General features: G+C 63.7%; 17 protein-coding genes and 2 pseudogenes. 10 read left to right on the top strand and 9 right to left on the bottom strand.

What is annotated here, in order from left to right; genetic code table 11:
• Positions 1-218: 218 nt before the first annotated feature.
• The 3 genes from AKN84_RS41625 to AKN84_RS41615 form a co-directional block, all read right to left on the bottom strand.
• Positions 219-2,165 (bottom strand): glycosyltransferase, encoded by a 1,947-nt coding sequence (locus AKN84_RS41625; protein WP_050426145.1) that lies wholly within the window; start codon positions 2,163-2,165, stop codon positions 219-221.
• Positions 2,162-3,532, bottom strand: coding sequence for an HlyD family secretion protein (locus tag AKN84_RS41620; RefSeq protein ID WP_244485766.1), 1,371 nt, complete (start codon positions 3,530-3,532; stop codon positions 2,162-2,164). Before AKN84_RS41620 ends, AKN84_RS41625 begins: the two co-directional genes overlap by 4 nt.
• Positions 3,533-3,892: 360 nt before the next feature.
• Entirely contained in the window at positions 3,893-4,159 is a 267-nt protein-coding gene (locus AKN84_RS41615) for a hypothetical protein (protein ID WP_050426143.1), read from the bottom strand.
• Between the two features lie 352 nt (positions 4,160-4,511).
• Between AKN84_RS41615 and AKN84_RS41610 the strand changes: the two genes are divergently transcribed.
• From AKN84_RS41610 to AKN84_RS46900, 4 genes are all read left to right on the top strand, one after another.
• A complete protein-coding gene (locus AKN84_RS41610) occupies positions 4,512-6,281 on the top strand; it encodes a PAS domain-containing sensor histidine kinase (RefSeq protein WP_244485765.1) in 1,770 nt (589 codons plus the stop codon).
• The gene (locus tag AKN84_RS41605; protein WP_050426142.1) at positions 6,275-6,949 is read left to right on the top strand and encodes a response regulator transcription factor; all 675 of its coding nucleotides are present in this window, start codon (positions 6,275-6,277) and stop codon (positions 6,947-6,949) included. The genes AKN84_RS41610 and AKN84_RS41605 overlap by 7 nt, the downstream gene beginning before the upstream one ends.
• 105 nt (positions 6,950-7,054) lie before the next feature.
• On the top strand, positions 7,055-7,429 hold the full coding sequence (locus AKN84_RS41600; RefSeq protein WP_050426148.1) for a response regulator transcription factor: 375 nt from the start codon (positions 7,055-7,057) through the stop codon (positions 7,427-7,429).
• A 13-nt stretch (positions 7,430-7,442) separates the two neighbouring features.
• Positions 7,443-7,769, top strand: a complete 327-nt coding sequence (locus tag AKN84_RS46900; RefSeq protein ID WP_128971645.1) for a hypothetical protein — start codon at positions 7,443-7,445, stop codon at positions 7,767-7,769.
• A gap of 358 nt (positions 7,770-8,127) precedes the next feature.
• Here the strand turns inward: AKN84_RS46900 and AKN84_RS41590 are convergent, their stop codons facing one another.
• Positions 8,128-8,652, bottom strand: coding sequence for a methylated-DNA--[protein]-cysteine S-methyltransferase (locus tag AKN84_RS41590; RefSeq protein WP_050426140.1), 525 nt, complete (start codon positions 8,650-8,652; stop codon positions 8,128-8,130).
• A gap of 72 nt (positions 8,653-8,724) precedes the next feature.
• Between AKN84_RS41590 and AKN84_RS41585 the strand changes: the two genes are divergently transcribed.
• The 3 genes from AKN84_RS41585 (at position 8,725) to AKN84_RS41575 (ending at position 12,246) form a co-directional block, all read left to right on the top strand.
• The gene (locus tag AKN84_RS41585; protein WP_244485767.1) at positions 8,725-9,099 is read left to right on the top strand and encodes a DUF1304 domain-containing protein; all 375 of its coding nucleotides are present in this window, start codon (positions 8,725-8,727) and stop codon (positions 9,097-9,099) included.
• 327 nt (positions 9,100-9,426) lie between these two features.
• Positions 9,427-10,647, top strand: coding sequence for an ABC transporter substrate-binding protein (locus AKN84_RS41580; RefSeq protein WP_050426139.1), 1,221 nt, complete (start codon positions 9,427-9,429; stop codon positions 10,645-10,647).
• 372 nt (positions 10,648-11,019) lie between these two features.
• Positions 11,020-12,246 (top strand): ABC transporter substrate-binding protein, encoded by a 1,227-nt coding sequence (locus AKN84_RS41575; protein ID WP_050426138.1) that lies wholly within the window; start codon positions 11,020-11,022, stop codon positions 12,244-12,246.
• 352 nt (positions 12,247-12,598) lie between these two features.
• Here the strand turns inward: AKN84_RS41575 and AKN84_RS41570 are convergent, their stop codons facing one another.
• On the bottom strand, positions 12,599-13,024 hold the full coding sequence (locus tag AKN84_RS41570; protein ID WP_050426137.1) for a DUF1330 domain-containing protein: 426 nt from the start codon (positions 13,022-13,024) through the stop codon (positions 12,599-12,601).
• A gap of 222 nt (positions 13,025-13,246) precedes the next feature.
• Here AKN84_RS41570 and AKN84_RS41565 point away from each other — a divergent pair.
• Positions 13,247-15,509: pseudogene (locus tag AKN84_RS41565) on the top strand (transglycosylase domain-containing protein).
• 238 nt (positions 15,510-15,747) lie between these two features.
• Here AKN84_RS41565 and AKN84_RS41560 read toward each other — a convergent pair.
• The 4 genes from AKN84_RS41560 to AKN84_RS41545 all read right to left on the bottom strand — a co-directional run bounded on the left by AKN84_RS41560 (position 15,748) and on the right by AKN84_RS41545 (position 19,869).
• The gene (locus AKN84_RS41560; RefSeq protein ID WP_050426136.1) at positions 15,748-16,587 is read right to left on the bottom strand and encodes a M48 family metallopeptidase; all 840 of its coding nucleotides are present in this window, start codon (positions 16,585-16,587) and stop codon (positions 15,748-15,750) included.
• Between the two features lie 198 nt (positions 16,588-16,785).
• Entirely contained in the window at positions 16,786-18,114 is a 1,329-nt protein-coding gene (locus tag AKN84_RS41555; protein WP_050426135.1) for a polyhydroxyalkanoate depolymerase, read from the bottom strand.
• A 127-nt stretch (positions 18,115-18,241) separates the two neighbouring features.
• The gene (locus AKN84_RS41550; RefSeq protein WP_050426134.1) at positions 18,242-19,066 is read right to left on the bottom strand and encodes an ABC transporter permease; all 825 of its coding nucleotides are present in this window, start codon (positions 19,064-19,066) and stop codon (positions 18,242-18,244) included.
• Positions 19,063-19,869: an ABC transporter ATP-binding protein gene (locus AKN84_RS41545; protein ID WP_050426146.1), complete on the bottom strand. Its 807-nt coding sequence runs from the start codon at positions 19,867-19,869 to the stop codon at positions 19,063-19,065. The genes AKN84_RS41550 and AKN84_RS41545 overlap by 4 nt, the downstream gene beginning before the upstream one ends.
• A 106-nt stretch (positions 19,870-19,975) precedes the next feature.
• Here AKN84_RS41545 and AKN84_RS41540 point away from each other — a divergent pair.
• Positions 19,976-21,294 (top strand): annotated as a pseudogene (locus AKN84_RS41540) (ActS/PrrB/RegB family redox-sensitive histidine kinase).
• 135 nt (positions 21,295-21,429) lie between these two features.
• The gene (locus AKN84_RS41535) at positions 21,430-21,984 is read left to right on the top strand and encodes an ActR/PrrA/RegA family redox response regulator transcription factor (RefSeq protein WP_016845514.1); all 555 of its coding nucleotides are present in this window, start codon (positions 21,430-21,432) and stop codon (positions 21,982-21,984) included.
• The last annotated feature ends 119 nt before the right edge of the window (positions 21,985-22,103 follow it).

The raw sequence follows: 22,103 nt of genomic DNA, 5'->3' as shown, positions 1-22,103 counted from the left end.
AATCGTAGAGGCGCATAGGCCTGTCCCGTCATCCTGAGGAGGCCGCGGAGCGGCCGTCTCGAAGGATCGACGGCCCGGCTATTGCCGAACGAGTCGGAGTACGCGGAAGCGTCCGGGCCGTGCATCCTTCGAGACGCCCGCTGTGCGGGCTCCTCAGGATGACGGAATGAAAAGCGCTCCGCGGAAGGAGCAATACCGCGAAGCCCGGTCGCAGCGATTCAGCCAAACAGCCGCATCAGCAGCGCCTTGCCGATCGGCGCGGCGCGCACGGCGTGGAAGGCGCGGACATATTCGCCGGCATAGAATGCGCGCACGACATTGATCCGCGTCGCGGCCGCGTCCTCGAAACGGACACCGAAGCCGTCACGGGTGCGGCGGACCACGAGCGCGGTGACGCTCTGGCCGTAGACATTGCATTTGATCGAGACCCCGATCGCCGGCGGCGCTGGATCGATGAAGCGCGCGCCTGATATCGAGATGTCGGCCATCCGCACCAGCCGCGGCGCGGCGCCCTCGTGAATCAAAACCGGCTCGTCACGCTCGAAACGCTCGGCCTTGCGGCGCCGCGGCTGCTCGATGCAGATGAAGCAGACGATCGCGAGCACGACGCAATTGTACAGGCTCCAGGCCAGCGCCAGCCCGCCATAGGCGATGTTCTCGCCGCGCAGATGCAGGATGAAGGCGTAGGCGATCGCGAACAGCGTGATCAGCAAGGCAGTGCCATAGAGCCGCAGCAGCGGCCACTCGATGAAACGGCGGTTGCGGTCGCCGCCCTTGGCCGTCACCTTGAACTTGTGGCCCTGTGGCCGGGCGAGCCCGGTCACGACCGCCTTCAATACCGCAGGCGCGGCGATGTATTGCGAGACGTCGGTCATGATCGCAAGCGAACGGCCGCGCGATATCCAGGCCATGGTGAAGGCGTGCCAGACGTAGAACGGCATGAAGTATTTCAGGAGCTCGGACAGGTCGGCGTGAACCGCCTTGATCCCGAACAGCAGATAGAGCCAGGGCACGACCAGGCCGAAAGTCTTGGTGCTGTAGACCGCCGCCCAGCTCATGAAGGCATCGACCAGCGACAGCCGGTCCAGGAATTCGAGCTTCGACCGCCGCGAGAACGGCCCGCTGCGGCCGCGGACGATCTGCATGAAGCCGAGACACCAGCGCCCGCGCTGGGTGATGTACTCCTTCAATCCCTCCGGCGCGAGGCCGAGCGTCAGGCGCTCGTTGAGATAGACCGTGCGCAGGCCCTTTTCTTTCAGCCGCAGCGTGACGAGGTAATCCTCCGTCACCGAATCGGTCGGGAAGCCGCCGATCTGCATCAGGCCGGCGTAACGGATCAGCGATGAGGTGCCGCAGCAGAACGCGGTGCCCCAGGCGTCCTTGGCCGGCATCAAAATATCGAAGAAGAAGCGCTGCTCGTCGGGCCAGACGTCGGTCGCAGCGAGATTGGTCTGGATCGGATCCGGATTGATGAAGTGCTGCGGCGTCTGCACGACGCCGACGGTGCCGTCCTGCATCAGGCTCATCGCTCGCGTCAGGAACTCCGGCATCGGGACGAAATCCGCATCGAGGATCGAGACGAACTCCGGCCGGTCCGGCAGCGCGGACACGTGCTGGAGCGCATGATTGATGTTGCCGGCCTTGGCGTGGCGGTTGTCCGGACGGGTCAGATAGTTGCAGCCGAGCTCCTGGGCGAGCCGGCGCAGCCAGAGCCTACGCCCATCGTCGAGCACCCAGACGCGATAATTGGGGTAGTTGAGCCCGGTCGCGCCGATGATGGTGCGCTCGAGGATCGCCTTCTCTTCATTGTAGGTGCAGATGAAGACGTCGACGAGCGGCGCATCGGTGCCCGGCCGGGATCGGCGCAGGATCGCGTTGACCTCGGGCGAGCGGTCGATGGTCCGGCTGAGGAACAGGAGCGACAGGCACACCGCGATCATCGAGGCGGCCTCGGTCACCACGAAGGGATAGCCGACCAGCGCGTCGGCGGTGAGGCCTACCGGCGGCAAGGTCTGGGTCACGCGCCAGACGAAATAGTGCAGCAGCAGGACGAACGACATTCCGGTCATCATGACGCGGGCCAGCGTCTGCTCGCGCCGGAGCAAGGGCAGGATCGCAAGGCAGGCGCCGAAGGCGACCAGCCCGGGCGAGAATGCCGTCATCATGGCTTTGCCGCGTCCGTGTTGAACACCACCCGCCCGGTGCGGCCGACCGCGCAATCCTTGCCCGTGCTGTCGGTCGCCGGCATCGAGACCGTCACCCGATACGGCTCCTTGTTCAGCGCATCCGGATTGATCGCAAGGTTCGCAGGCGCGCCGGAGGCGCCGGTGAGGTTGACGATCTCACCCTGGATCGCGGCGCTGCCGTCGTTCGGCTCGAAGCTCGCCTGCTCGCCGAGCCTGAGGCGATTGTAGACGCCTTCGGTGACGTTCGCGGTGACCACCTCGCCGGTGCAGTCGAGCAGCTTGAGCAAAGGCTGCCCGGCCCTGACGTCTTCGCCGGGCGAGGTCATCATTTCCCAGATCCGGCCCCCGACCGGGGCCTTGATGTCGGCTTCGGCGCGGTTGATGTAATGCAACTGCTCGGAGGCGATCTCGTGGGTCAGCCAGTCGATCTCGGCATCGGCATGCGCCAGATCGGCGCGCAGGTCGCTGACACGCTGACGCATCTCCTCTTCGCGTTGCACGGAACTCGGCCGGTCGTTGTAACTGTCGCCGAGATAGGTGCCGTTCCTCGCTGCCGTGAGCTCGACCTTTGCGGCGTCGAGGCGGCGCTGCGCGCCGATCTCGGTCTGCTGGGCGATCGACTGCTCGCGCGTCAGCCGGGCCATTTCGACCGTCGAGACGCTGCCCGATTTGATCAGCGACGAGGCGCGTTCGACCGCAGCCGTCGCCTCCTCCCGCCGCGCGGCCGCGGCCTCGATCGCGGTCTGGATCTCGGCGATGCGGGCCTGAAGCTGCAGGATGCGGCCGTCCCGGAACTGGCCGGCCTGGCGGGCGAGGTCCTGTTGCGCGGTCTCGGCGGCGGCGAGCTTGGCCGCGAAGCTCGGGCGCTCATTCTCCAGCCGCGACATCTGCCGCCGCAGATCGTCGAGCCGCACCCGATCGCCACGCGCATTGACGACGTGCAGGATCGTATCGCCCTCATGGACCACGCTGAGCTGCGTCGAGCCTTGCTGCGGCCTCGCGCTCACGGTGCCGTCGATCGGCGAGCGCAGGGTCACGATCCTGGCATTGACCACGGCCTCGACACTCGAGGTCTGCAACACGGCTTTCAGCGGCAGCCAGCCGAACACGGCAACGATCGCAAGGCCGATGCCGATCTTGAGCAGGCGCCGAACCCACCGGCCCGAGCCTGCAGGCGCTTCGGGGTGGGGAGCGCTATCGCCGGCGGGCTCGCTAACCGGCTCGTCGTGCGCCGGCTGCAGCCGGTCCTGCAAGTCGCGCTGCAATCCGCGGGCGCCCTCGGCCTCATCCTTGGTGACCGAAATATTGTCGTTGGGAAGCGGCTTTTGCTGCTGTGCCTGATTCATGATGACCGGCCCCTGATCTGTCAGTGCGCGAACCAACGCACAGCTCACCAGAGCGATGCCGTTGCCGGACCGATCCAATAATCAGGTACTTCAAAAGCAGCTAAAGCGAACCCGGCATCTTTCGGAAAACTTTCTGCAATTCGCGATGGCCGAGAACCCGGCGCTGGTAGGACGCCGTCGACCTGCTTGGCCCGTCATTCGGGACGTTTCCGAAAAAACTGAGCCCGGAATCCATCAGGGCTAGAGGGGACTGGATTCCGGGCTCTCTCGGAGGCTGTTATCGGACCCGTCTGCGCGACCCTGGCGTGAGCAGCCATCGCTCCGGTCCGGCAGCCTGCCGGGGCTAACTCCTGGGGTGGCCTACGATGCTTGATCCGGCACGCCTGCTTGCGCCTGCAACGCTGCCAGGCTCGCGCCAAGCAAGGCCAGGTAGCTCGCCTGACAGATCACGACGCCCAAATCGAAGACGTCGAGCAGATCGATCCAGGATTGATCGGCCGGCACGCTCGCAGCTTGCTTGCCACCATCGATAACGGTCGGCTGGAAGCCGCGCTCGGGCCTCTGACGCGTTGCCTCGTGCCCGGCATCTTCGGAGCAGAGGATCAAATGCAGGCGCCTGTTGGGCATTTCAATCTCCCGTCTCTGATTGGCGATTGCCGAAGCCTGGAAACCTCTACTGTCATCGAGCTACCCAATAAGCGTAGTCACCGGGAAGAAACGGGCCATTGAACGGAGGTTGATCCGGCCGTTACATTCGGGTGGGGAGGACCATACTTAGGTTTAGTCGCAACCTGGGCCTGAGGGCGCCTGCGCGCTTCGCTTCCTGCGCGATCTCACGCGCGTGGATCGCCGAAGGCCCCCCGCATGATTTCGTCCGGACGTCGGTAAAGCTGCTAAGATCAAGCCTGTTAGGAGGGCGACGTTGTCGCCGCTGATGGTAGCGGCCACCTAGCGACGCAGCGCGGCCCGTGACGGCCAAGTGCTGGTGCTGCCGATGATGCCCAACCCGACCACGAGGTCCTGGTCAGCCGAACAATGGCTGCTCGGCGGCATGGTGCTGGCCTTGGCCGCAACCTGCATTGGGCTGGTGCTTGGCCCGCAGCCTGCAGCGTCCGCCCATCTGCTTGCCCTCGCGCTGCTCGTCGCGTCGCTGACCGCGACATTGCTGATGATGCGCCTGGTCGGCCGCACCCAAAGGCAGATGGAGGTCATGTTGCGCGGCCGGGCCAGCGGCGAAGAGCGCGCGATCGAGGCGCTGCGCAACAGCGAAGCGCAATGGAAAGAGGTGTTCGAGCACAACCCGGTCATGTACTTCATGGTCGACGCGACGGGCCTCGTGCTGTCGGTCAACACGTTCGGCGCGGCACAACTCGGCTACACCGTCGACGAATTGCTCGGACAATCCGTGCTGCGGGTGTTTGCCGCCGAGGAACAACAAATGGTCCAGCGCAGCGTCGCCGCATGCCTCGACAACATCGGACAAACCCGCAGCTGGGAAATCCGCAAGGTCCGCAAGGACGGTTCCAGGCTTTGGGTCCGCGAAAATGCCAAGGCGGTGCGGCGGCTGGACGATCAGCTGATCGTCCTGATCGCCTGCGAGGATATCACCGAACGCAAGCACGCCGAGAATGCGCTGCAGCAGAGTGAAATGTACCTGACCGAGGCCCAGCGATTGAGCCATACCGGCAGCTTTGGCTGGCATGTCGCCAGCGGCGAGATCATCTGGTCGGAGGAAACCTTCAGGATATTCGAGTTCGACCGAGTTCCATCGATCAAGCATGGCACGGTCCTTCAGCGCGTCCATCCCGATGATCGCGACCGCGTGCAGCGAACCATCGACCGTGCCTCGCACGATCGCAAGGATTTCGAGCACGGCTACCGATTGCTGATGCCCAGTGGGGCGATCAAATATGTCCATGCCAGGGCGCATGCGGTGACGAACATTTCGGGCGACACCGAATTTGTCGGAGCGGTCACCGACGTAACGGCGCGCAAGCTGGCCGAGGCGAAATTGCACGAAGCGCAGACCAACCTTGCGCATGTCACGCGCGTGACGGCGCTCGGCGAGCTCGCCGCATCGATCGCCCATGAAGTGAACCAGCCGCTTGCCGCGGTGGTCACCAACGCGGCGGCCTGCCTGCGCTGGCTCGATCGGGCGGCTCCCGATCTGAATGAGGCGCGCGGAGCGGTGAGGTCGATCATCAGCGACGGCAACCGCGCGGGCGAGGTCATTCAGCGTGTCCGCGCGCTGGTGAACAAGACCACCGATCAGAAGGCGCCGCTCGACATCAATGAGGTCATCAACGAGGTGATCGGCCTGGTGCAGCATGAACTGCAGCGCCACCTGATTTCCCTGCAGCTCGACCTCGCTCCCGCGCTCCCGCCCGTTGTCGCCGATCGTATCCAGCTGCAGCAGGTCGTTCTCAACCTGGTTCTCAACGGCATCGAGGCGATGCAGCCGGTCACGGAGCGACCGCGGGAGCTCGTGATCCGGACCCGCTATGACGACGATGCCGGGCAGATCCAGGTCACGGTTACCGATTGTGGCGTCGGGATTGCACCCGGGAATGCCGACCGGCTGTTCGACGCCTTCTACACCACCAAGGCCAGCGGCATGGGAATGGGCTTGTCGATCTGCCGCTCAATCGTCGAAGCCCACCAGGGCCGCCTGTCCCTGGTCGAACAAATCGGTCCCGGCGCGACATTCCAGTTCACCCTGCCACTCCGTCAAGAGGAGCATGCATGGTGACCGGGCGTGCGGCATCGCCTCCCACTCAAGCGAGCGCCGAGGATCCGATCGTCTTCGTCATCGACGACGACGCATCGGTGCGGGACGCACTGAGCAATCTTTTCCGGTCGGTCGGCCTGCGAACCGTAGCGTTCGGGTCGGCCCATGAATTTCTGCAGCACAAGCCCGCAGATGTGCCGAGCTGCCTGATCCTGGACATCCGGCTGCCCCGGCTGAGCGGCCTCGACTTTCAGGCGGAGCTGACGAAGGCCGGCATTCATGTTCCGATCATCTTCATGACCGGCCATGGCGATATCCCGATGACGGTCAGGGCCATGAAGGCCGGAGCGGTCGATTTCCTGACCAAGCCGTTCCGCGATCAGGACATGCTGGATGCCGTTACGACTGCGATCGAGCGCGACAGGAATCGTCGCGATAAGGCCAAGGTTCTCGCAAACCTCCGCGCCGCCTTCGCGAGCCTGACGCCGCGTGAGCGTCAGGTGATGACTCTCGTCACCGCCGGACTGATGAACAAGCAGGTCGCCGCGGAAATCGGCGTGGCCGAGATCACGGTGAAGATCCACCGCGGCCAGATCATGCGGAAAATGGCAGCGAAGTCGCTGCCCGATCTGGTCAGGATGGCCGAGATCCTCGGGATCGGACGGGCATCCGGCAGGGCGCAAACCTAAGTATGATTCTCCGGCCCCGATTGGCGACGCACTGTGCGCCGCATCATCGCACAAACCGAGCCCTATCCGACCGTCCCCGGGAAGACCTCCTTGTCCAATCCGCCAGTGATATCAATCATCGACGATGACGTCTCGGTTCGCACCGCGACCCACAATCTCGTCAGGTCGCTGGGCTACGCGGTCGAGACCTACGCGTCGGCCGAGGAATTCCTGCACTCGCCCCGCCTGAATGACACATCCTGTGTGATCACGGATGTCAGGATGCCGGCGATGAGCGGGCTCGACCTGCAGAGTCACCTGATTGCCAACGGACGGCGCCTTCCGTTCATTTTCATCACAGCCTTCTCCGTCGAGAACGATCGCGCCCGAGCCCTGAAAGCAGGAGCGATCTGCTTTCTGGCCAAGCCCTTCGACGGGGACGTCCTGATCAAATGCCTCGATACCGCCCTCGGCCAGCGCGGCGCCGCGACGAGCGATTGAGCTCAGATCGGGCATGACCGGACCGGTATACGCAAGGATGATGCCGCCAAACATCTGGACAGATTGTGCAGGCGCGGCGGTGGCGCGAGATTTCGCGTCGCCGCTGTTCAGCGACGGCAAGGACCACGTCAGACATTTTGAATGGCAAATGGCAATTCCTCGGAGGGAGGTCGCCATGCGTGCGGAACCGCGCTGTGCCCAGTGCGACAGCGAAGAGCCCAAGATCATCTGTTTGCGAAATCCGGCGGGTGAACGCTATTGCGGACGCCTCTGCCTCTCCCAAGGTCAGGCGAACTTCATTCGCTGGTTTACGCGTTCGAATGCCGAGGCTGCGTCATGACAGGCCGCTGCGGGAATCCGGGATGCAAGCGGCCGTTCGGGTTGATCCGGCATAGCTGGCACTTCGAGCAATTTTGCTCGGTGAAGTGCCGCGAAATCTACAAGCGGCAATTGGAGCGCAACAGGGCCTATTGGAAGTGGCTGTATCCCTTCGCCAGGACCTGCGGCCCATCGAAGAAAATGATCTGACGGCGAGGGCCATCAAGGGAGTTGCCATGACGACGGTCGATGCGATGCTGATAGGAGCGATTCTCGCATGAGTGCCTTCGCCCATCGTATTCCTCTCTATCGTGCGCGATCTGCGAAACATGCCGAGCGAAGATCTCGACTGATCGCCTTACGGACAGGCAAGTCGCCCGCTAGACCTCCACGCCCTCGTGGCGCAGCAGCCAGCGCTTGCGTTCCAGCCCGCCGCCGTATTTGACCAGCGAACCGTTGGCGCCGATCAGGCGGTGACAGGGCACGACCACGCTGATCGGATTGGAGCCGTTGGCGTGGCCGACCGCGCGCATCGCGTTCGGCACTTTCAACTTCGCCGCCAGCGCGCCGTAACTCATGGTGGTACCGTGCGGAATCTTCGGCAGCGCGTGCCAGACCTTCTGCTGGAACGGCGTGCCGGCGACGCGCCATTCGACATCCGCGAGCCGGTCGAGATCGCCGTTGAAGTAATCGCCGAGCGCCTTGCGCATCGCCGCCGGCGCGCGGCCGTCCCGCAGCGTCGCGGCACCATAATGCAGCCGCAGCAGGTCGAGCATGCGTCCTTCATAGTCGTCCCAGTCGAGCGCGCGCAGCACACCGTCATCATCGGTCACCAGCAGCGCGGTGCCGATCGGGGTCTTGAGGCGGTCGAGGTTGAAGGTCTGGGCGGTGTTGCGGTCGGCCATTGTCGTCACTCTGGATGCAGCGTGTTCGGCATACAATTCACCGCCCGCGTGGTAGCGTCCACCCGAATTCCGGTGAGGGGGACAAATGCTTGTGCTTGCCAATTTCTGGTCGCGGTGGTGGCCGCGCTGCACGTCTATTTCCTTGTGCTCGAGATGTTCCTGTGGACCAAGCCGCTCGGGCTGAAGACCTTCCGCAACTCGATCGAGAAGGCAACCGACTCGGCGGTGCTCGCCGCCAATCAGGGGCTCTACAACGGCTTCCTCGCCGCCGGACTGATCTGGGGCCTCGTGCACGGCAATGCCGCCTTCGCGTTCCAGATCAAGACGTTCTTCCTGCTCTGCGTGATCGTCGCCGGCGCCTATGGCGCCGCCACCGTCAGCCGCCGCATCCTTTATGTGCAGGCGGCACCGGCTGCGCTCGCGCTGATCCTGCTCTGGCTGGCTTGATTGCAACGAGGTTGCGTTGAATGGGGCAGCTGGCTCCGTCTCACCTCGCCCCGCTTGCGGGGAGAGGTCGGATTGCATCGCCAGATGCAATCCGGGTGAGGGGGTACAGGTGCGTCCGCTAGTATCGCGGACGGAGAGAGCCCCTCACCCCACCCTCTCCCCCGTAAGAACGGGGCGAGGGAGAAGAACGAACGCTGACGCGACATCGCGCGCAGGGCGCGTCGCCTTGCAATGCACCCGCCCTTCCTCCATCATCCCTGACAACGGTGACATCCGCTGGCCCACCGCTTGCGGACAAGATCACCGGCAACATGGGAGGTCACGGACATGAGGAGCGTGCAATTGCTCGCTGCGACAGCGCTTGCCATCGCGTTGTCGGTTACATCGGCCGCCGCGCAGAAGAAATACGACATCGGCGCCACCGACACCGAGATCAAGATCGGCCAGACCGTGCCGTTCTCGGGCCCCGCATCCGCCTATGCCGGCATCGGCAAGACCCAGGCGGCCTACCTCAAGATGATCAACGACCAGGGCGGCATCAACGGCCGCAAGCTGAACCTGATCCAGTATGACGATGCCTATTCGCCGCCGAAGGCGGTCGAGCAGGTGCGCAAGCTGGTCGAGGGCGACGAGGTGCTGTTCACCTTCCAGATCATCGGCACGCCGTCAAATGCCGCCGTGCAGAAATATCTGAATGCCAAGAAGGTGCCGCAGCTGCTCGCCTCCACCGGCGCCTCGCGCTTCTCCGATCCGCAGAACGCGCCGTGGACCATCGCGTTCAACCCGAACTACCAGTCTGAAGGGCGCATCTACGCCAAATACATCCTGGCCAACCATCCGAACGCCAAGATCGGCATCTTCTACCAGAACGACGATCTCGGCCGCGACTACATCACCGGCCTGAAGAGCGGGCTCGGCGACAAGGCAGCCAGCATGATCGTCGCGGAGGTGTCCTACGAGCTCACCGACCCGACCGTCGATTCCCAGATCGTCAAGCTGAAGGCCGCCGGCGTCGATCTGTTGTACGACGCGTCGACGCCGAAATTCGCGGCGCAGGCGATCCGCAAGGTCGCGGATCTTGACTGGCACCCGGTCCACATCCTCGACATCAATGCGAGCCCGGTGTCGGCGACCTTGAAGCCGGCCGGCCTCGACATCTCCAAAGGCATCATCTCGACCAATTACGGCAAGGACCCCGCCGATCCGCAATGGAAGGACGATCCCGGCGTGAAGGCCTATTTCGCCTTCATGGACAAGTATTATCCGGAAGGCGACAAGCTCAACACCGTCAACACCTACGGCTATTCGACGGCCGAGCTCTTGATCCAGGTGCTCAAGCAGTGCGGCGACGACCTCACCCGCGAGAACCTGATGAAGCAGGTGACCAGCCTGAAGAAGTTCGTGCCGTCGCTCGCGCTGCCGGGCATGTCGATCACGACCGGACCGAACGATTATCGCATCAACAAGCAGATGCAGATGATGAAGTTCAACGGCGAGCGCTGGGAGCTGTTCGGCCCGATCATCGAGGACACCGGCCCGGCGGGCTAACGGCTTCGCCGTTTGAGACCCGTCATGCTGAGGAGGCCGCGCAGCGGCCGTCTCGAAGCACGACGGCCCAACAGGGGCCGTTCATCCTTCGAGACGCGCTACGCGCTCCTCAGGATGACGGGATAACGCGGTTACAGCGGTAGGTTCGACGAACTCAACACTGCCGCGACAAGCACGGCCCTCCCCCGCGGCGCCCTCTTTTTGCATCGCCCCCTACTTTCGTTGACTGAAATCGCTCACCTTTTCGGCATTGCTCGTCTTGCGTCGCAGCAAGCGTTCCGCCAGTATCCCGGCCCAGCGATGGCGACCGCGGGCCTTGAACCCGCGGACAAGATCATCGGCCAACATCAGTCACGTGAGGGAAACAGCATTATGAGGAACGGGATTTTCCACCTGGTCACGGGAACGGCGCTCGCGATCGCGCTGTCGGCAACGTCGGCCTCCGCGCAGAAGAAGTACGATCCCGGCGCGAGCGATACCGAAATCAAGATCGGCCAGACCGTCCCCTTCTCCGGACCGGCCTCCGCCTACGCCTCGATCGGCAAGACCCAGGCGGCCTATTTCAAGATGATCAACGATCAGGGCGGCATCAACGGCCGCAAGATCAATTTGATCCAGTATGACGACGCCTATTCGCCGCCGAAGGCGGTCGAGCAGGTGCGCAAGCTCGTCGAGAGCGACGAAGTGCTCCTGACCTTCCAGATCGTCGGCACGCCGTCGAACGCCGCGGTGCAGAAATATCTCAACGCCAAGAAGGTGCCGCAGCTGTTCGCGGCCACCGGCGCCTCGAAGTTCACCGACCCGAAGAACTTCCCCTGGACGCTCGGCTTCAACCCGAACTACTTCGTCGAAGGCCGCATCTACGGCCAGTACATCCTGAAGGAGCATCCGAACGCCAAGATCGGTATCCTCTATCAGAACGACGACCTCGGCAAAGACTACCTGAACGGCATCAAGGCCGGCCTCGGCGACAAGGCCGCCAAGATGATCGTCGCCGAAGCCTCCTATGAGGTCTCCGACCCGACCATCGATTCCCAGGTGATCAAGATCAAGGATGCCGGCGCCGATCTGTTCTTCTCGGCCTCGACGCCGAAGCAGGCGGCGCAGGCGATCAAGAAGATCGCCGAGCTCGGCTGGCATCCGGTCCACATCGTCGACATCAACGCCACCTCGGTCGGCGCGGTGCTGCAGCCCGCAGGCCTCGAGGCTTCCAAGGGCCTGATCTCGACCAACTACGGCAAGGATCCGGCCGATCCGCAGTGGAAGGACGATCCGGGCATGAAGCGCTATTTCGACTTCATGGCCAAGTACTATCCCGACGGCGACAAGAACTCGAACTTCAACACCTACGGCTACTCCACCGCCCAGCTGATGGTGCATGTGCTGAAGCAGTGCGGCGACGAGCTGACCCGCGAGAACGTGCTGAAGCAGGCCACCAACCTGAAGAACGTCGACCTCGACATGGCGCTGCCCGGCATCAAGGGCAACACCACGCCGAACGACTATCGCGTCAACAAGCAGCTCCAGATGATGAAGTTCAACGGCGAGCGCTGGGAGCTGTTCGGCCCGATCCTCGAGGACAGCAGCCCGGCGGGCTAGCGGTTCGTGTTCGATGTCTGAAGAACAATCGGCGGCCTCCGGGCCGCCGATTTGTTTTTGGGGCCTATGCCCCTGTCACGGCCATTCCGAGGCGTTGCGACGTTTCATCATCGTCATTGCGAGCAAAGCGAAGCAATCCATTCCTCCACTTGCGGCACGATGGATTGCTTCGTCGCTATCGCTCCTCGCAATGACGGGGATGGGCGTTGCACCTCCATCACCGTCACCCTGAGGAGGCCGCAATGCGGCCGTCTCGAAGGGTCGACGGCCCCACTGCGGCCGTGCACACTTCGAGACGCGCTTCGCGCTCCTCAGGGTGACGGGGATAGTGAATGCGCGCGGCGTTGGACGCCTACTTCGGAATCTCGCCAAAGTTCTTCCCGACCGGCAGCACCGCGTGGCGGATCAGACGCGAGTCCTCTACCGCGGCCTGGCGGTGCTTCACCGCCTCGCGATAGACGGGATCGCGGATCATCTCGACGAAGGCGGCGACGCTTGGATACTCGGCGATGAAGCAGTGATCCCAGCGTTCCTCTTGCGGGCCGATCAGCATCAGCTCGAAGCGGCCCTGCCAGACGATGCGGCCACCGAGCCGCTCGAACACCGGGCCGCTCTCGCGGCCATAGGCGGCGTAGGCCTCTGCACCGGTTGCCTTGCGGCCATCGGGATAGGCCGCCGATTCGCGCAAGCGCACCAGATTGAGCATGTGGATCGGGCCCGGCCGGTTGTTGTCCCGGAACTGCGCAAACACATCCTTGGTCGGATCGATATGGCCCATGCGGTGCTCCTTGCTTTCTTGTTCCCCAGAGCGCGATCGCTCGATCGCGCTCTACCATCCTCGTTTGAGCATGATCTTGTCGGAAAACCGGTGCCCACTTTTCCGGATCATGCTCCTATCTAGCACGCGCTGCCTCACCTCCTAATCCCGCGTTAAGCTTTGCGTAACCGCCCCTTAAACCGGGAACGCTAGCGTGCGCCCCTGTAAGGGTGAGCGTTGCGGATGGCGTGGGGACGTAAAAAAGGCGGTGGACGCAAGGAGCCGCTGTTCGGGCTCCCGGCCGCGCTTGCCGACCTCAGACTGTCGCCCTCCGACCGCATTCCCGGCGGCGACGACGACAAGCCCGCCAAATCGAAATCCAGGAACAGCGAAAAGAGCGCCGACAAGAGCAGCGATTCCGGTAGCGAGAGACCGCGACCGTCGCGCAGCGGCAGCAAGCGGCGCAGCAAGTCGCGCGGCTTCGGCATCGGCCGGCTGTTCTATTGGACCGCCGTGCTCGGCCTGTGGGCCGGCATTGCGGTGATCGGTGTCGTGGTGTGGGTCGGCGCGCATCTGCCGCCGATCCAGTCGCTGGAAATTCCCAAACGTCCGCCGACGATCCAGATCGTCGGCATCGACGGCTCAGTGCTGGCGCAGCGCGGCGAAATGGCCGGCGCCAACATCGCGTTGAAGGATCTGCCGCCCTATCTGCCGAAGGCGTTCATCGCGATCGAGGATCGCCGCTTCTATTCGCATTTCGGCGTCGACCCGGTGGGCATCCTGCGCGCGGCGGTGACCAACCTCCTGCATCGCGGCGTCTCGCAGGGCGGCTCGACCTTGACGCAGCAGCTCGCCAAGAACCTGTTCCTGACCCAGGAACGTACCATGCAGCGCAAGCTGCAGGAGGCCGAGCTCGCGCTGTGGCTGGAGCGCAAGCACTCCAAGAACGAGATCCTCGAGCTCTACCTCAACCGGGTCTATTTCGGCTCCGGCGCCTATGGCGTCGAGGCGGCCGCGCAGCGCTATTTCGGCAAGTCGGCGAAGAACGTGACGCTGCCGGAAGCCGCGATGCTCGCCGGTCTCGTCAAGTCGCCGTCGCGGCTGGCGCCAAACCGCAACCCCGAAGGCGCCGAGCAGCGCGCCCAGGTCGTGCTCGCGGCGATGGCCGACGCCAAGTTCATCACCGAGGCGCAGGCGAAAGCTTCGATCGGCCAGCCTCGATCGCGGTGAAGCCGGCCGGCGCCGGCACCGTGAACTATGTCGCCGACTGGATCGGCGAGGTGCTCGACGATCTGGTCGGCCAGATCGACCAGGACATCATCGTGCAGACCACGATCGATCCGAAGCTGCAGGCCGTCGCGGAAGCTGCCGTGATCGACGAGCTCGCGGCCAAGAGCGTGAAGTTCAACGTCAGCCAGGGCGCGCTGGTGGCGATGACGCCGGACGCGCGGTCCGCGCCATGGTCGGCGGCCGGAACTATTCCGAGAGCCAATATAATCGCGCGGTCACCGCAAAGCGGCAGCCCGGCTCGTCGTTCAAGCCGTTCGTTTATCTGACCGCAGTCGAGGCAGGGCTGACGCCGGACACGATCCGCACCGACGCGCCGCTCGACATCAAGGGCTGGAAGCCGGAGAACTACACCCACGAATATTTCGGCTCGGTGACCCTGACCCAGGCACTGGCGATGTCGCTGAACACGGTCGCGGTGCGGCTCGGCGTCGAGGTCGGCGCCAAGAACGTGGTGCGCACCGCGCACCGGCTCGGCATCTCCTCCAAGCTCGAACCCAACGTCTCGATCGCGCTCGGCACCTCGGAAGTGTCCGTGCTCGAATTGGTCGGCGCCTATGCGCCGTTCGCCAATGGCGGCTACGCCGTGTCGCCGCATGTGGTGACCAGGATCAAGACCAGCTCGGGCAAGCTGCTTTACGATCGCCCCACCGATCCCCCCAACCAGGTGATCGAGCCGCGCTATGACGCGATGATGAACGCCATGATGCGCGAGACGCTGATCTCTGGCACCGCGCGCAAGGCTGAGATCCCCGGCTGGACCGCCGCCGGCAAGACCGGCACCAGCCAGGATTACCGCGACGCCTGGTTCATCGGCTACACCGCCAAGCTCGTCACCGGCGTCTGGCTCGGCAATGACGACAATTCGCCGACCAAGAAGGCGACCGGCGGCGGATTGCCGGTGGAAGTGTGGAGCCGCTTCATGAAGGCAGCGCATCAAGGCGTGCCGGTCGCGGCGATCCCGAACTCGCAAGGAAGCTGGGCACCGGCGAACCTGATGCAGATCTCGTCGCAGATCACTGCACCTTCAGCGCCGTCGGCACCGATGCAGATCCAACCGCCGATGCAGGCGCCGCCGCCCGCGCCGGTACCATCCGGCGGCTATTATCGCCAGCCGCCGCCGACGCCGGCCCGCGCATCACCGCCGCCGAACCCGAATGCACGGCCGGAGGCTGCGGCAGGGCTGGATGGCTGGCTGGCGGATCGGTTGTTTCGGTAGGCGTAAGACCGTTCACTAATGCGTAGGATGGGTAGAGCGCAGCGAAACCCATCAGCTTCGTGCCGCGAACATCGATTGATGGGTTTCGCTTCGCTCTACCCATCCTACGAGCTGTCATCCGCCGCGAAGGCGGTGGATGCAGTACGCCGCGGCTTATCCGTTGAACACAACTGTCTCTGGAATACTGGATCGCCCGCTTTCGCGGGCGACGACAGCAGTGGTCGGGGCGAAAAGCCGCCTACTCCTGGATCCCATACCGATGCAGGTCGTTGCCGTAGGTGTCGAGCCAGGTCTTGGCGCGCGTGACCGAGGCGCAGACCTTGTCGACCACCCGCCAAAACCGCGCCGAATGGTTCATCTCGACAAGATGCGCGACCTCATGCGCGGCGAGATAATCGAGCACGAAGGGCGGCGCCAGGATCAGCCGCCATGAGAACGACAGCGAGCCCGCCGAGGTGCACGAGCCCCAACGGCTGGACTGATCGCGGATCGAGATCCGCCGCACCCGCACGCCGAGTTCCGCGGCATGCAGTGAAGCCGCCTTTTGCAGATCCTTGCGCGCCTCGCGCTTGAGGAAGTCATGGACCCGGCGATCCATGTGCTCGACGCCGCCGGCGACGCAAAGGATCTTCTCGCCGCTGTCGCGCGTCTCGGTCCAGACCGTGCCGCGCTCGCCGGAGCGATGCACCAGCCGATGCGGCACGCCGCGCAGCGGCACCACGGTGCCGGGTTGGAACGGCGCGGCCTTCGGCAAACGGCCAAGACGGGCGGCGATCCAGCCGCCATGGATATTGGCGAACTCCCTGGCTTCGATGATCGTGCCGCGCGGCGGCATGGTCAGGATCGCTTCACGGTCGGTTGGATGAATCCGGAGCGTATAGCGGCGCGCACGCCGATGCCGGCGCAACCTGACAGTGAAAAACTGGGAGCCATGTCTGACCAATACGGTCGCGGGTTCGGCAGGCCGCCGATAGAGGAGCGCGCGAGTAGCCATTTCTGAGAGTCCGGGGAGCAGGAGTTCGCCCGAACTGTGCCATATCCGCCGCCAGGGAAAGCGCTCGGCGCAAAAACAAATCATTTGCCCAATATACAGGGGTCGGCCGTTAATTGACCTCTACCGGCAGGGGTCGGAACCGGAATTTTTCCGATGAATCAGAGTCACGAAAAAGGCCCAAGAGGTGAAATTAAATTCATCACTTGAGCCTCGGCTGATTTGAGATTCTTTTAGTTAAATCAGTTACTTACCCGGACGCAATAATCGCGGCCGGGGTGATACCTATTCGGCCGCGGCGACCAGGGAAAGCCGCGTATTGGCCGCCGAAACCATGAAATCGGAGATCCGGGGCACGATTTCGGAGCGGAAACGCGAGCCGTTGAACACGCCATAGTGCCCGACGCCCTTCTGCACGTAGTGCACGCGGCGATGGTTCGGAATCGCGGTGCAGAGCGCGTGCGTTGCCTCGGTCTGGCCGAGGCCGGAGATGTCGTCCTTCTCACCCTCGACCGTCATCAGCGCGACGCGGCGGATCTTCGACGGATCGACCGGCTTGCCGCGATGGGTCATCTCACCCTTCGGCAGCGCGTGCTTGACGAACACGAGGTCGACGGTCTGCAGGTAATACTCGGCGGTGAGGTCCATCACCGCGAGATATTCGTCATAGAACTCACGGTGCTTGTCGACGAGATCGCCGTCACCCTTCACCAGATTGGCGAACAGCGCCTTATGCGCGTCCATGTGCCGATCGAGGTTCATGCTGATGAAGCCGTTGAGCTGCAGGAAGCCCGGATAGACGTCGCGCATCACGCCCGGATGCGGGAACGGCACCTTGGTGATGACATTGTTGCGGAACCACTCGATGCCGCGCTGTTCGGCGAGGTTGTTGACCGCGGTCGGATTGCGGCGGGTGTCGATCGGGCCGCCCATCAGCGTCATCGAGAGCGGCACGAACGGGTCATGATTCGCCTCCATCACGGAGACGGCAGCAACAACCGGCACCGAGGGCTGGCACACCGCGACCACATGCATGTTGCCGCCGAGCGCATGCAGCATCTCGATCAGGTAATCGACATAGTCGTCGAGATCGAACCGGCCGGCCGCGAGCGGCACCATCCGCGCATCGGCCCAGTCGGTGATGTAGACCTCATGCGTCGGCAGGAACGCCTCGACCGTGCCGCGCAACAGCGTTGCATAGTGGCCGGACATCGGCGCCACGATCAGCACGCGCGGGTGCGGCGAGCGCAGCGGACGCGTCAGCTTGCGATCGAAATGCAAGAGGCGGCAGAACGGCTTTTCCCAGACCGTGCGAACCTCGACCGGCGTGCGGATGCCGTTGACCTCGGTCGTCGGCAGGTTCCAATCCGGCTTGCCGTAGCGGCGCGTGGTGCGCTCGAACAATTCGCAGCCGGCGGCGATCGATTTGCCGAACTCGGTGTGCGTCCACGGATTGAGCGGGTTCTGAAACAGGATTTTGGTGGCGTCGGTCACGGCGCGGACCGGATTGAGCGACGCATGCGCCATCTCGTACATCCAGTATAGCGGCGTCGTGAGTGCCGGGCTGCCTTCCGCCGCTAGTGGCGGGGCACCGCCAAATTCACCGATGGGCATAGTATTTTCAGACCCCCTTTTGCGCTGCAACACTCTGACGAATGAGTAACAATGCGTCAATGCGCCGCGAGCCCAATGTGGGGGCGATATCGGGCTAAAACACCGATAATCCACGCGAAAGTGACATTTATTCACCACCTGCGAGCAGTGACCCGTTGCGCTTGGCGCTCTGCAAAAGGGCAAGGAAGACCGCAAAAGAGGCAGCAAACAGGATGGCGTTGATGACGAGCGCCCACGCCATCAGGTCGGCGCGGAGGGTGTGGTCGATCAGCAGCGACCGCATACCCTCGAACACATAGGTCGGCGGCAACGCCCAGGCGACGTATTGCAGCCAGGCCGGCAGCACCTCGACAGGATAGTAGACGCAGGCGAGCGGCATCACCGCGAACATCAATGTCCAGACGATACTCTCCGCCCCTAACCCGTTGCGCAGCACGAGGCCTGAGGCGAACACCCCGACCGACCAGCTCGTGAAGATCAGATTGCAGAAGAACGCGATCAGCGGCAGCCCGATGGCGTAGAAGTTGAAGCCGAAAAAGAACAGCGCCAGCAGCGTCATCGGGATCACGCCGATGGCGAGCCGGATCAGGCTCATGATCATCAGCGAGAGCAGGAATTCGATCGGCTTCAGCGGGCTCATCATCAGGTTGCCGAGATTGCGCGCCCACATCTCCTCCAGGAACGAGATCGAGAAGCCGAGCTGGCCGCGGAACAGGATGTCCCACAGGATCACCGCGCCGATCAGCGTGCCACCCGCTCTGGCGAAAAAACCGGATGCCTGCGAGATATAGTTCTGCAGGAAGCCCCAGGTGATGATCTGCAAGGCCGGCCAGTAGATCAGCTCCAGCAGCCGCGGCCATGACGACATCAGGAGATACCAATAGCGCAGCACCATCGCATTGATGCGTTGCAGTGAAATGCCGTGCGCGTGATGGCTGACGATCTCGCTCATGGTGCGCCCTCCCGGAGGCGGCCGCGCGCCACGTCGAGAAACACTTCTTCCAGCGTGTCGCGGTTGTAGCGCGCCATGATCCGTTCCGGACTGTCGTCGTCCTGGATCTTGCCGCGCTTCATGATGATGACGCGGTCGCAGAGCCGCTCGACCTCCAGCATATTGTGCGACGCCAGCAGGATGGTCGCGTTATGGGTCTTGCGGTAGGTCTCGAGATGCTGCCGCACCCAGTCGGCGGTATCCGGGTCGAGCGAGGCGGTCGGCTCGTCGAGCAGCAGCAGGTCCGGCTCGTTGATCAGCGCCTTCGCCAGTGCGACGCGGGTCTTCTGCCCGGCCGAGAGCTTGCCGTTGGAGCGGTCCAAAAATTCCGTGAGATCGAGATCGGTGGCGAGCTGATCGATCCGCTCGCGCAGCTGCTTCACGGCATAGAGGCGGCCGAAAATGGTCAGGTTCTGCCGCACCGTGAGCCGCATCGGCATGTCGACATAGGGGCTCTCGAAATTCATCCGGCCGAGCACGTCATAGCGCTGCTCGGGGATCTTCGCGCCCAGCACGCTGACGCGGCCCGAGGTCGGCAGCACCAGCCCCATGATCATCGCGATCGTCGTGGTCTTGCCGGCGCCGTTGCCGCCGAGCAGGCCGGTGATGCTGCCACGCGCGATGCGGAACGAGATATCGTCAACCGCGCGAGTGGTCTTGTAGACCTTGACAAGGTCCACGACCTCGATCGCGGCCGATCCACCCTGATCGGCCGCGGGCGGCTGATTGGGCGCTTGCGCCTGACCTGTCCCGCGCTGTTGCATATGGCCGTCATTGAGCCATTGCGACAATAAGCGCAAGGCTAGGACTGCATCCTTGCGCTAAGTCGCGAATTTGTGCGCCGCCCACGGCAAAGCTAAAGTCCCTGACATGACCGACGTCGCTTCCGATTTCCGCCAACCTCGCCGCTATGTCCGCCTCGATACGATCCTGCGGCTGCGCTGGCTCGCCGCACTCGGCCAGCTCGTCGCAATCTTCGTCGTCGCCCAGGGACTGGAATTCGACGTTCCGATCGTGCCCTGCGTCATCATCGTAACGTTCTCGGCGCTGCTCAATCTGGCGCTGCAGATCGCATTCAACCCGATGCAGCGGCTGGAGCCGGCCTATGCCGCGGCCCTGCTCGCCTTCAACATCGTCGAGCTCGGCGGCCTCCTGTACTTCACCGGTGGGCTGCAGAATCCGTTCTCGTTCCTGTTCCTGGCGCCGGTCTTGATCTCGGCCACGGTGCTGCCGATCCGGCTGACGATCGCACTCGGCTGCCTTGCGGTCGCCTGCGCCTCAGCGCTGTTCTTCTATCATCTGCCGCTGCCCTGGGATGGCGATGATCCCTTGGTGCTGCCGCCGATCTATCTGATCGGCGTCTGGCTCTCGATCCTGCTCGCGATCGGCGTCACCAGCCTTTATGCGTTCCAGGTGACCGAGGAGGCCCGCCAGCTCTCCGATGCGCTTGCCGCGACCGAGCTGGTGCTGACGCGCGAGCAGCATCTGACCCAGCTCGACGGTCTCGCTGCCGCCGCCGCGCACGAGCTCGGTACGCCGCTGTCGACGATCTTCCTGATCTCGCGCGAACTCGAGAAGACGGTGCACGACCCGGCGATCGCCGGCGACCTCAAGACTGTGCGCGAACAGGCGCAGCGCTGCCGCGACATCTTGAGCAAGATTGCGCAATTGTCATCAAGCGGCGCGCCGTTCGACACCATGAAGCTGTCGACCCTGATCGAGGAGGCGGTGGCGCCGCATCGCGATTTCGGCATCAATATCAAGGTGCGGCTTGCTGTCGCAGCAACGCGCGAACCGGTCGCCGCGCGCAATCCCGCGATCCTTTATGGTGTCGGAAACATTCTCGAAAATGCGGTCGATTTTGCGCACCAGACCGTCGAGGTGAACGCGTGGTGGAACGCTGAAACCATCGAGATCGTCGTTTCCGACGATGGCCCGGGCATCGCGCCTGACATGCTGAAGCGGATCGGTGAGCCGTATCTGTCGCGCCGCCGGGGCGCAGATGAGGCCCAAAATGCGCGTGGCGGCTTGGGCTTGGGCGTTTTCATCGCACGGACGCTGCTGGAACGCACCGGCGCCAAGGTGTCGTTTACCAATCGGCCCTTCCCCGATCACGGCGCGTGGTGCAGATCGTTTGGCCGCGCGAGCGCTTTGAGGAATCCGCGCCTGGTGACGAGACCGAAGCTTAAGAACGGTTCTTAATCGCAACTTCTGGCATTACGGATGCAGCACTGTTTCCAGGATGGCACGCGACTTTCGGCTGCCTTGGCAGCGCCGCAGTAGGACCCCATATGTTACGGGTCTGCCACAGGGAAAAATGGATCGTGAACGCCATCACTGAACTGAATGACCATGCCGACCGCTCGCTCCTCATTGTCGAGGACGACAAGCCGTTCCTGGAACGCCTGTCGCGCGCGATGGAGACGCGCGGGTTCGCAGTGAAGTCATGCGACACGGTGTCTGATGGTCTCGCCGAGATCGGCCGCGCCGCGCCCGCTTTCGCAGTCGTCGACCTCCGCCTCGGCGACGGCAATGGTCTCGACGTCGTCTCGGCGTTGAAGCGCAAGCGTCCCGAGGCGCGCGCGATCGTGCTCACCGGCTATGGCAACATCGCCACCGCCGTCACCGCGGTGAAGATGGGCGCCGTCGATTATCTGTCGAAGCCCGCCGATGCCGACGACGTCGTCGCCGCGCTGCTCGCGACCGGCACCGAGAAGTCCGAGCTGCCGGCCAATCCGATGTCGGCCGACCGCGTGCGCTGGGAGCACATCCAGCGCATCTACGAGATGTGCAACCGCAACGTCTCGGAGACCGCGCGCCGCCTCAACATGCACCGCCGCACCCTGCAGCGCATCCTCGCCAAACGCGCGCCGCGCTAAAGCGGGATGAGTTTTGGTTGAATCGGTTTGGCGCGGTCTCGGTTCACCTCTCCCCGTTGGGGAGAGGTCGATTGCGAAGCAATCCGGGTGAGGGCTGTTGCCCTTTCGATAGACCGTAA

It is taken from the genome of Bradyrhizobium tropiciagri (assembly GCF_001189845.1).
Lineage (GTDB): Bacteria > Pseudomonadota > Alphaproteobacteria > Rhizobiales > Xanthobacteraceae > Bradyrhizobium > Bradyrhizobium tropiciagri.
This window is presented reverse-complemented; position numbering and strand designations above follow the sequence as displayed.

Coding starts and splice junctions, on each gene's coding strand:
- AKN84_RS41550 (WP_050426134.1), bottom strand. CDS start 19,066: ATGAGCGAGATCGTCAGCCATCACGCGCACGGCATTTCACTGCAACGC.
- AKN84_RS41590 (WP_050426140.1), bottom strand. CDS start 8,652: ATGGCCGACCGCAACACCGCCCAGACCTTCAACCTCGACCGCCTCAAG.
- AKN84_RS41605 (WP_050426142.1), top strand. CDS start 6,275: ATGGTGACCGGGCGTGCGGCATCGCCTCCCACTCAAGCGAGCGCCGAG.
- AKN84_RS41615 (WP_050426143.1), bottom strand. CDS start 4,159: ATGCCCAACAGGCGCCTGCATTTGATCCTCTGCTCCGAAGATGCCGGG.
- AKN84_RS46900 (WP_128971645.1), top strand. CDS start 7,443: ATGACCGGACCGGTATACGCAAGGATGATGCCGCCAAACATCTGGACA.
- AKN84_RS41545 (WP_050426146.1), bottom strand. CDS start 19,869: ATGCAACAGCGCGGGACAGGTCAGGCGCAAGCGCCCAATCAGCCGCCC.
- AKN84_RS41625 (WP_050426145.1), bottom strand. CDS start 2,165: ATGATGACGGCATTCTCGCCCGGGCTGGTCGCCTTCGGCGCCTGCCTT.
- AKN84_RS41560 (WP_050426136.1), bottom strand. CDS start 16,587: ATGATTTGTTTTTGCGCCGAGCGCTTTCCCTGGCGGCGGATATGGCAC.
- AKN84_RS41620 (WP_244485766.1), bottom strand. CDS start 3,532: ATGAATCAGGCACAGCAGCAAAAGCCGCTTCCCAACGACAATATTTCG.
- AKN84_RS41575 (WP_050426138.1), top strand. CDS start 11,020: ATGAGGAACGGGATTTTCCACCTGGTCACGGGAACGGCGCTCGCGATC.
- AKN84_RS41580 (WP_050426139.1), top strand. CDS start 9,427: ATGAGGAGCGTGCAATTGCTCGCTGCGACAGCGCTTGCCATCGCGTTG.
- AKN84_RS41570 (WP_050426137.1), bottom strand. CDS start 13,024: ATGGGCCATATCGATCCGACCAAGGATGTGTTTGCGCAGTTCCGGGAC.
- AKN84_RS41555 (WP_050426135.1), bottom strand. CDS start 18,114: ATGCCCATCGGTGAATTTGGCGGTGCCCCGCCACTAGCGGCGGAAGGC.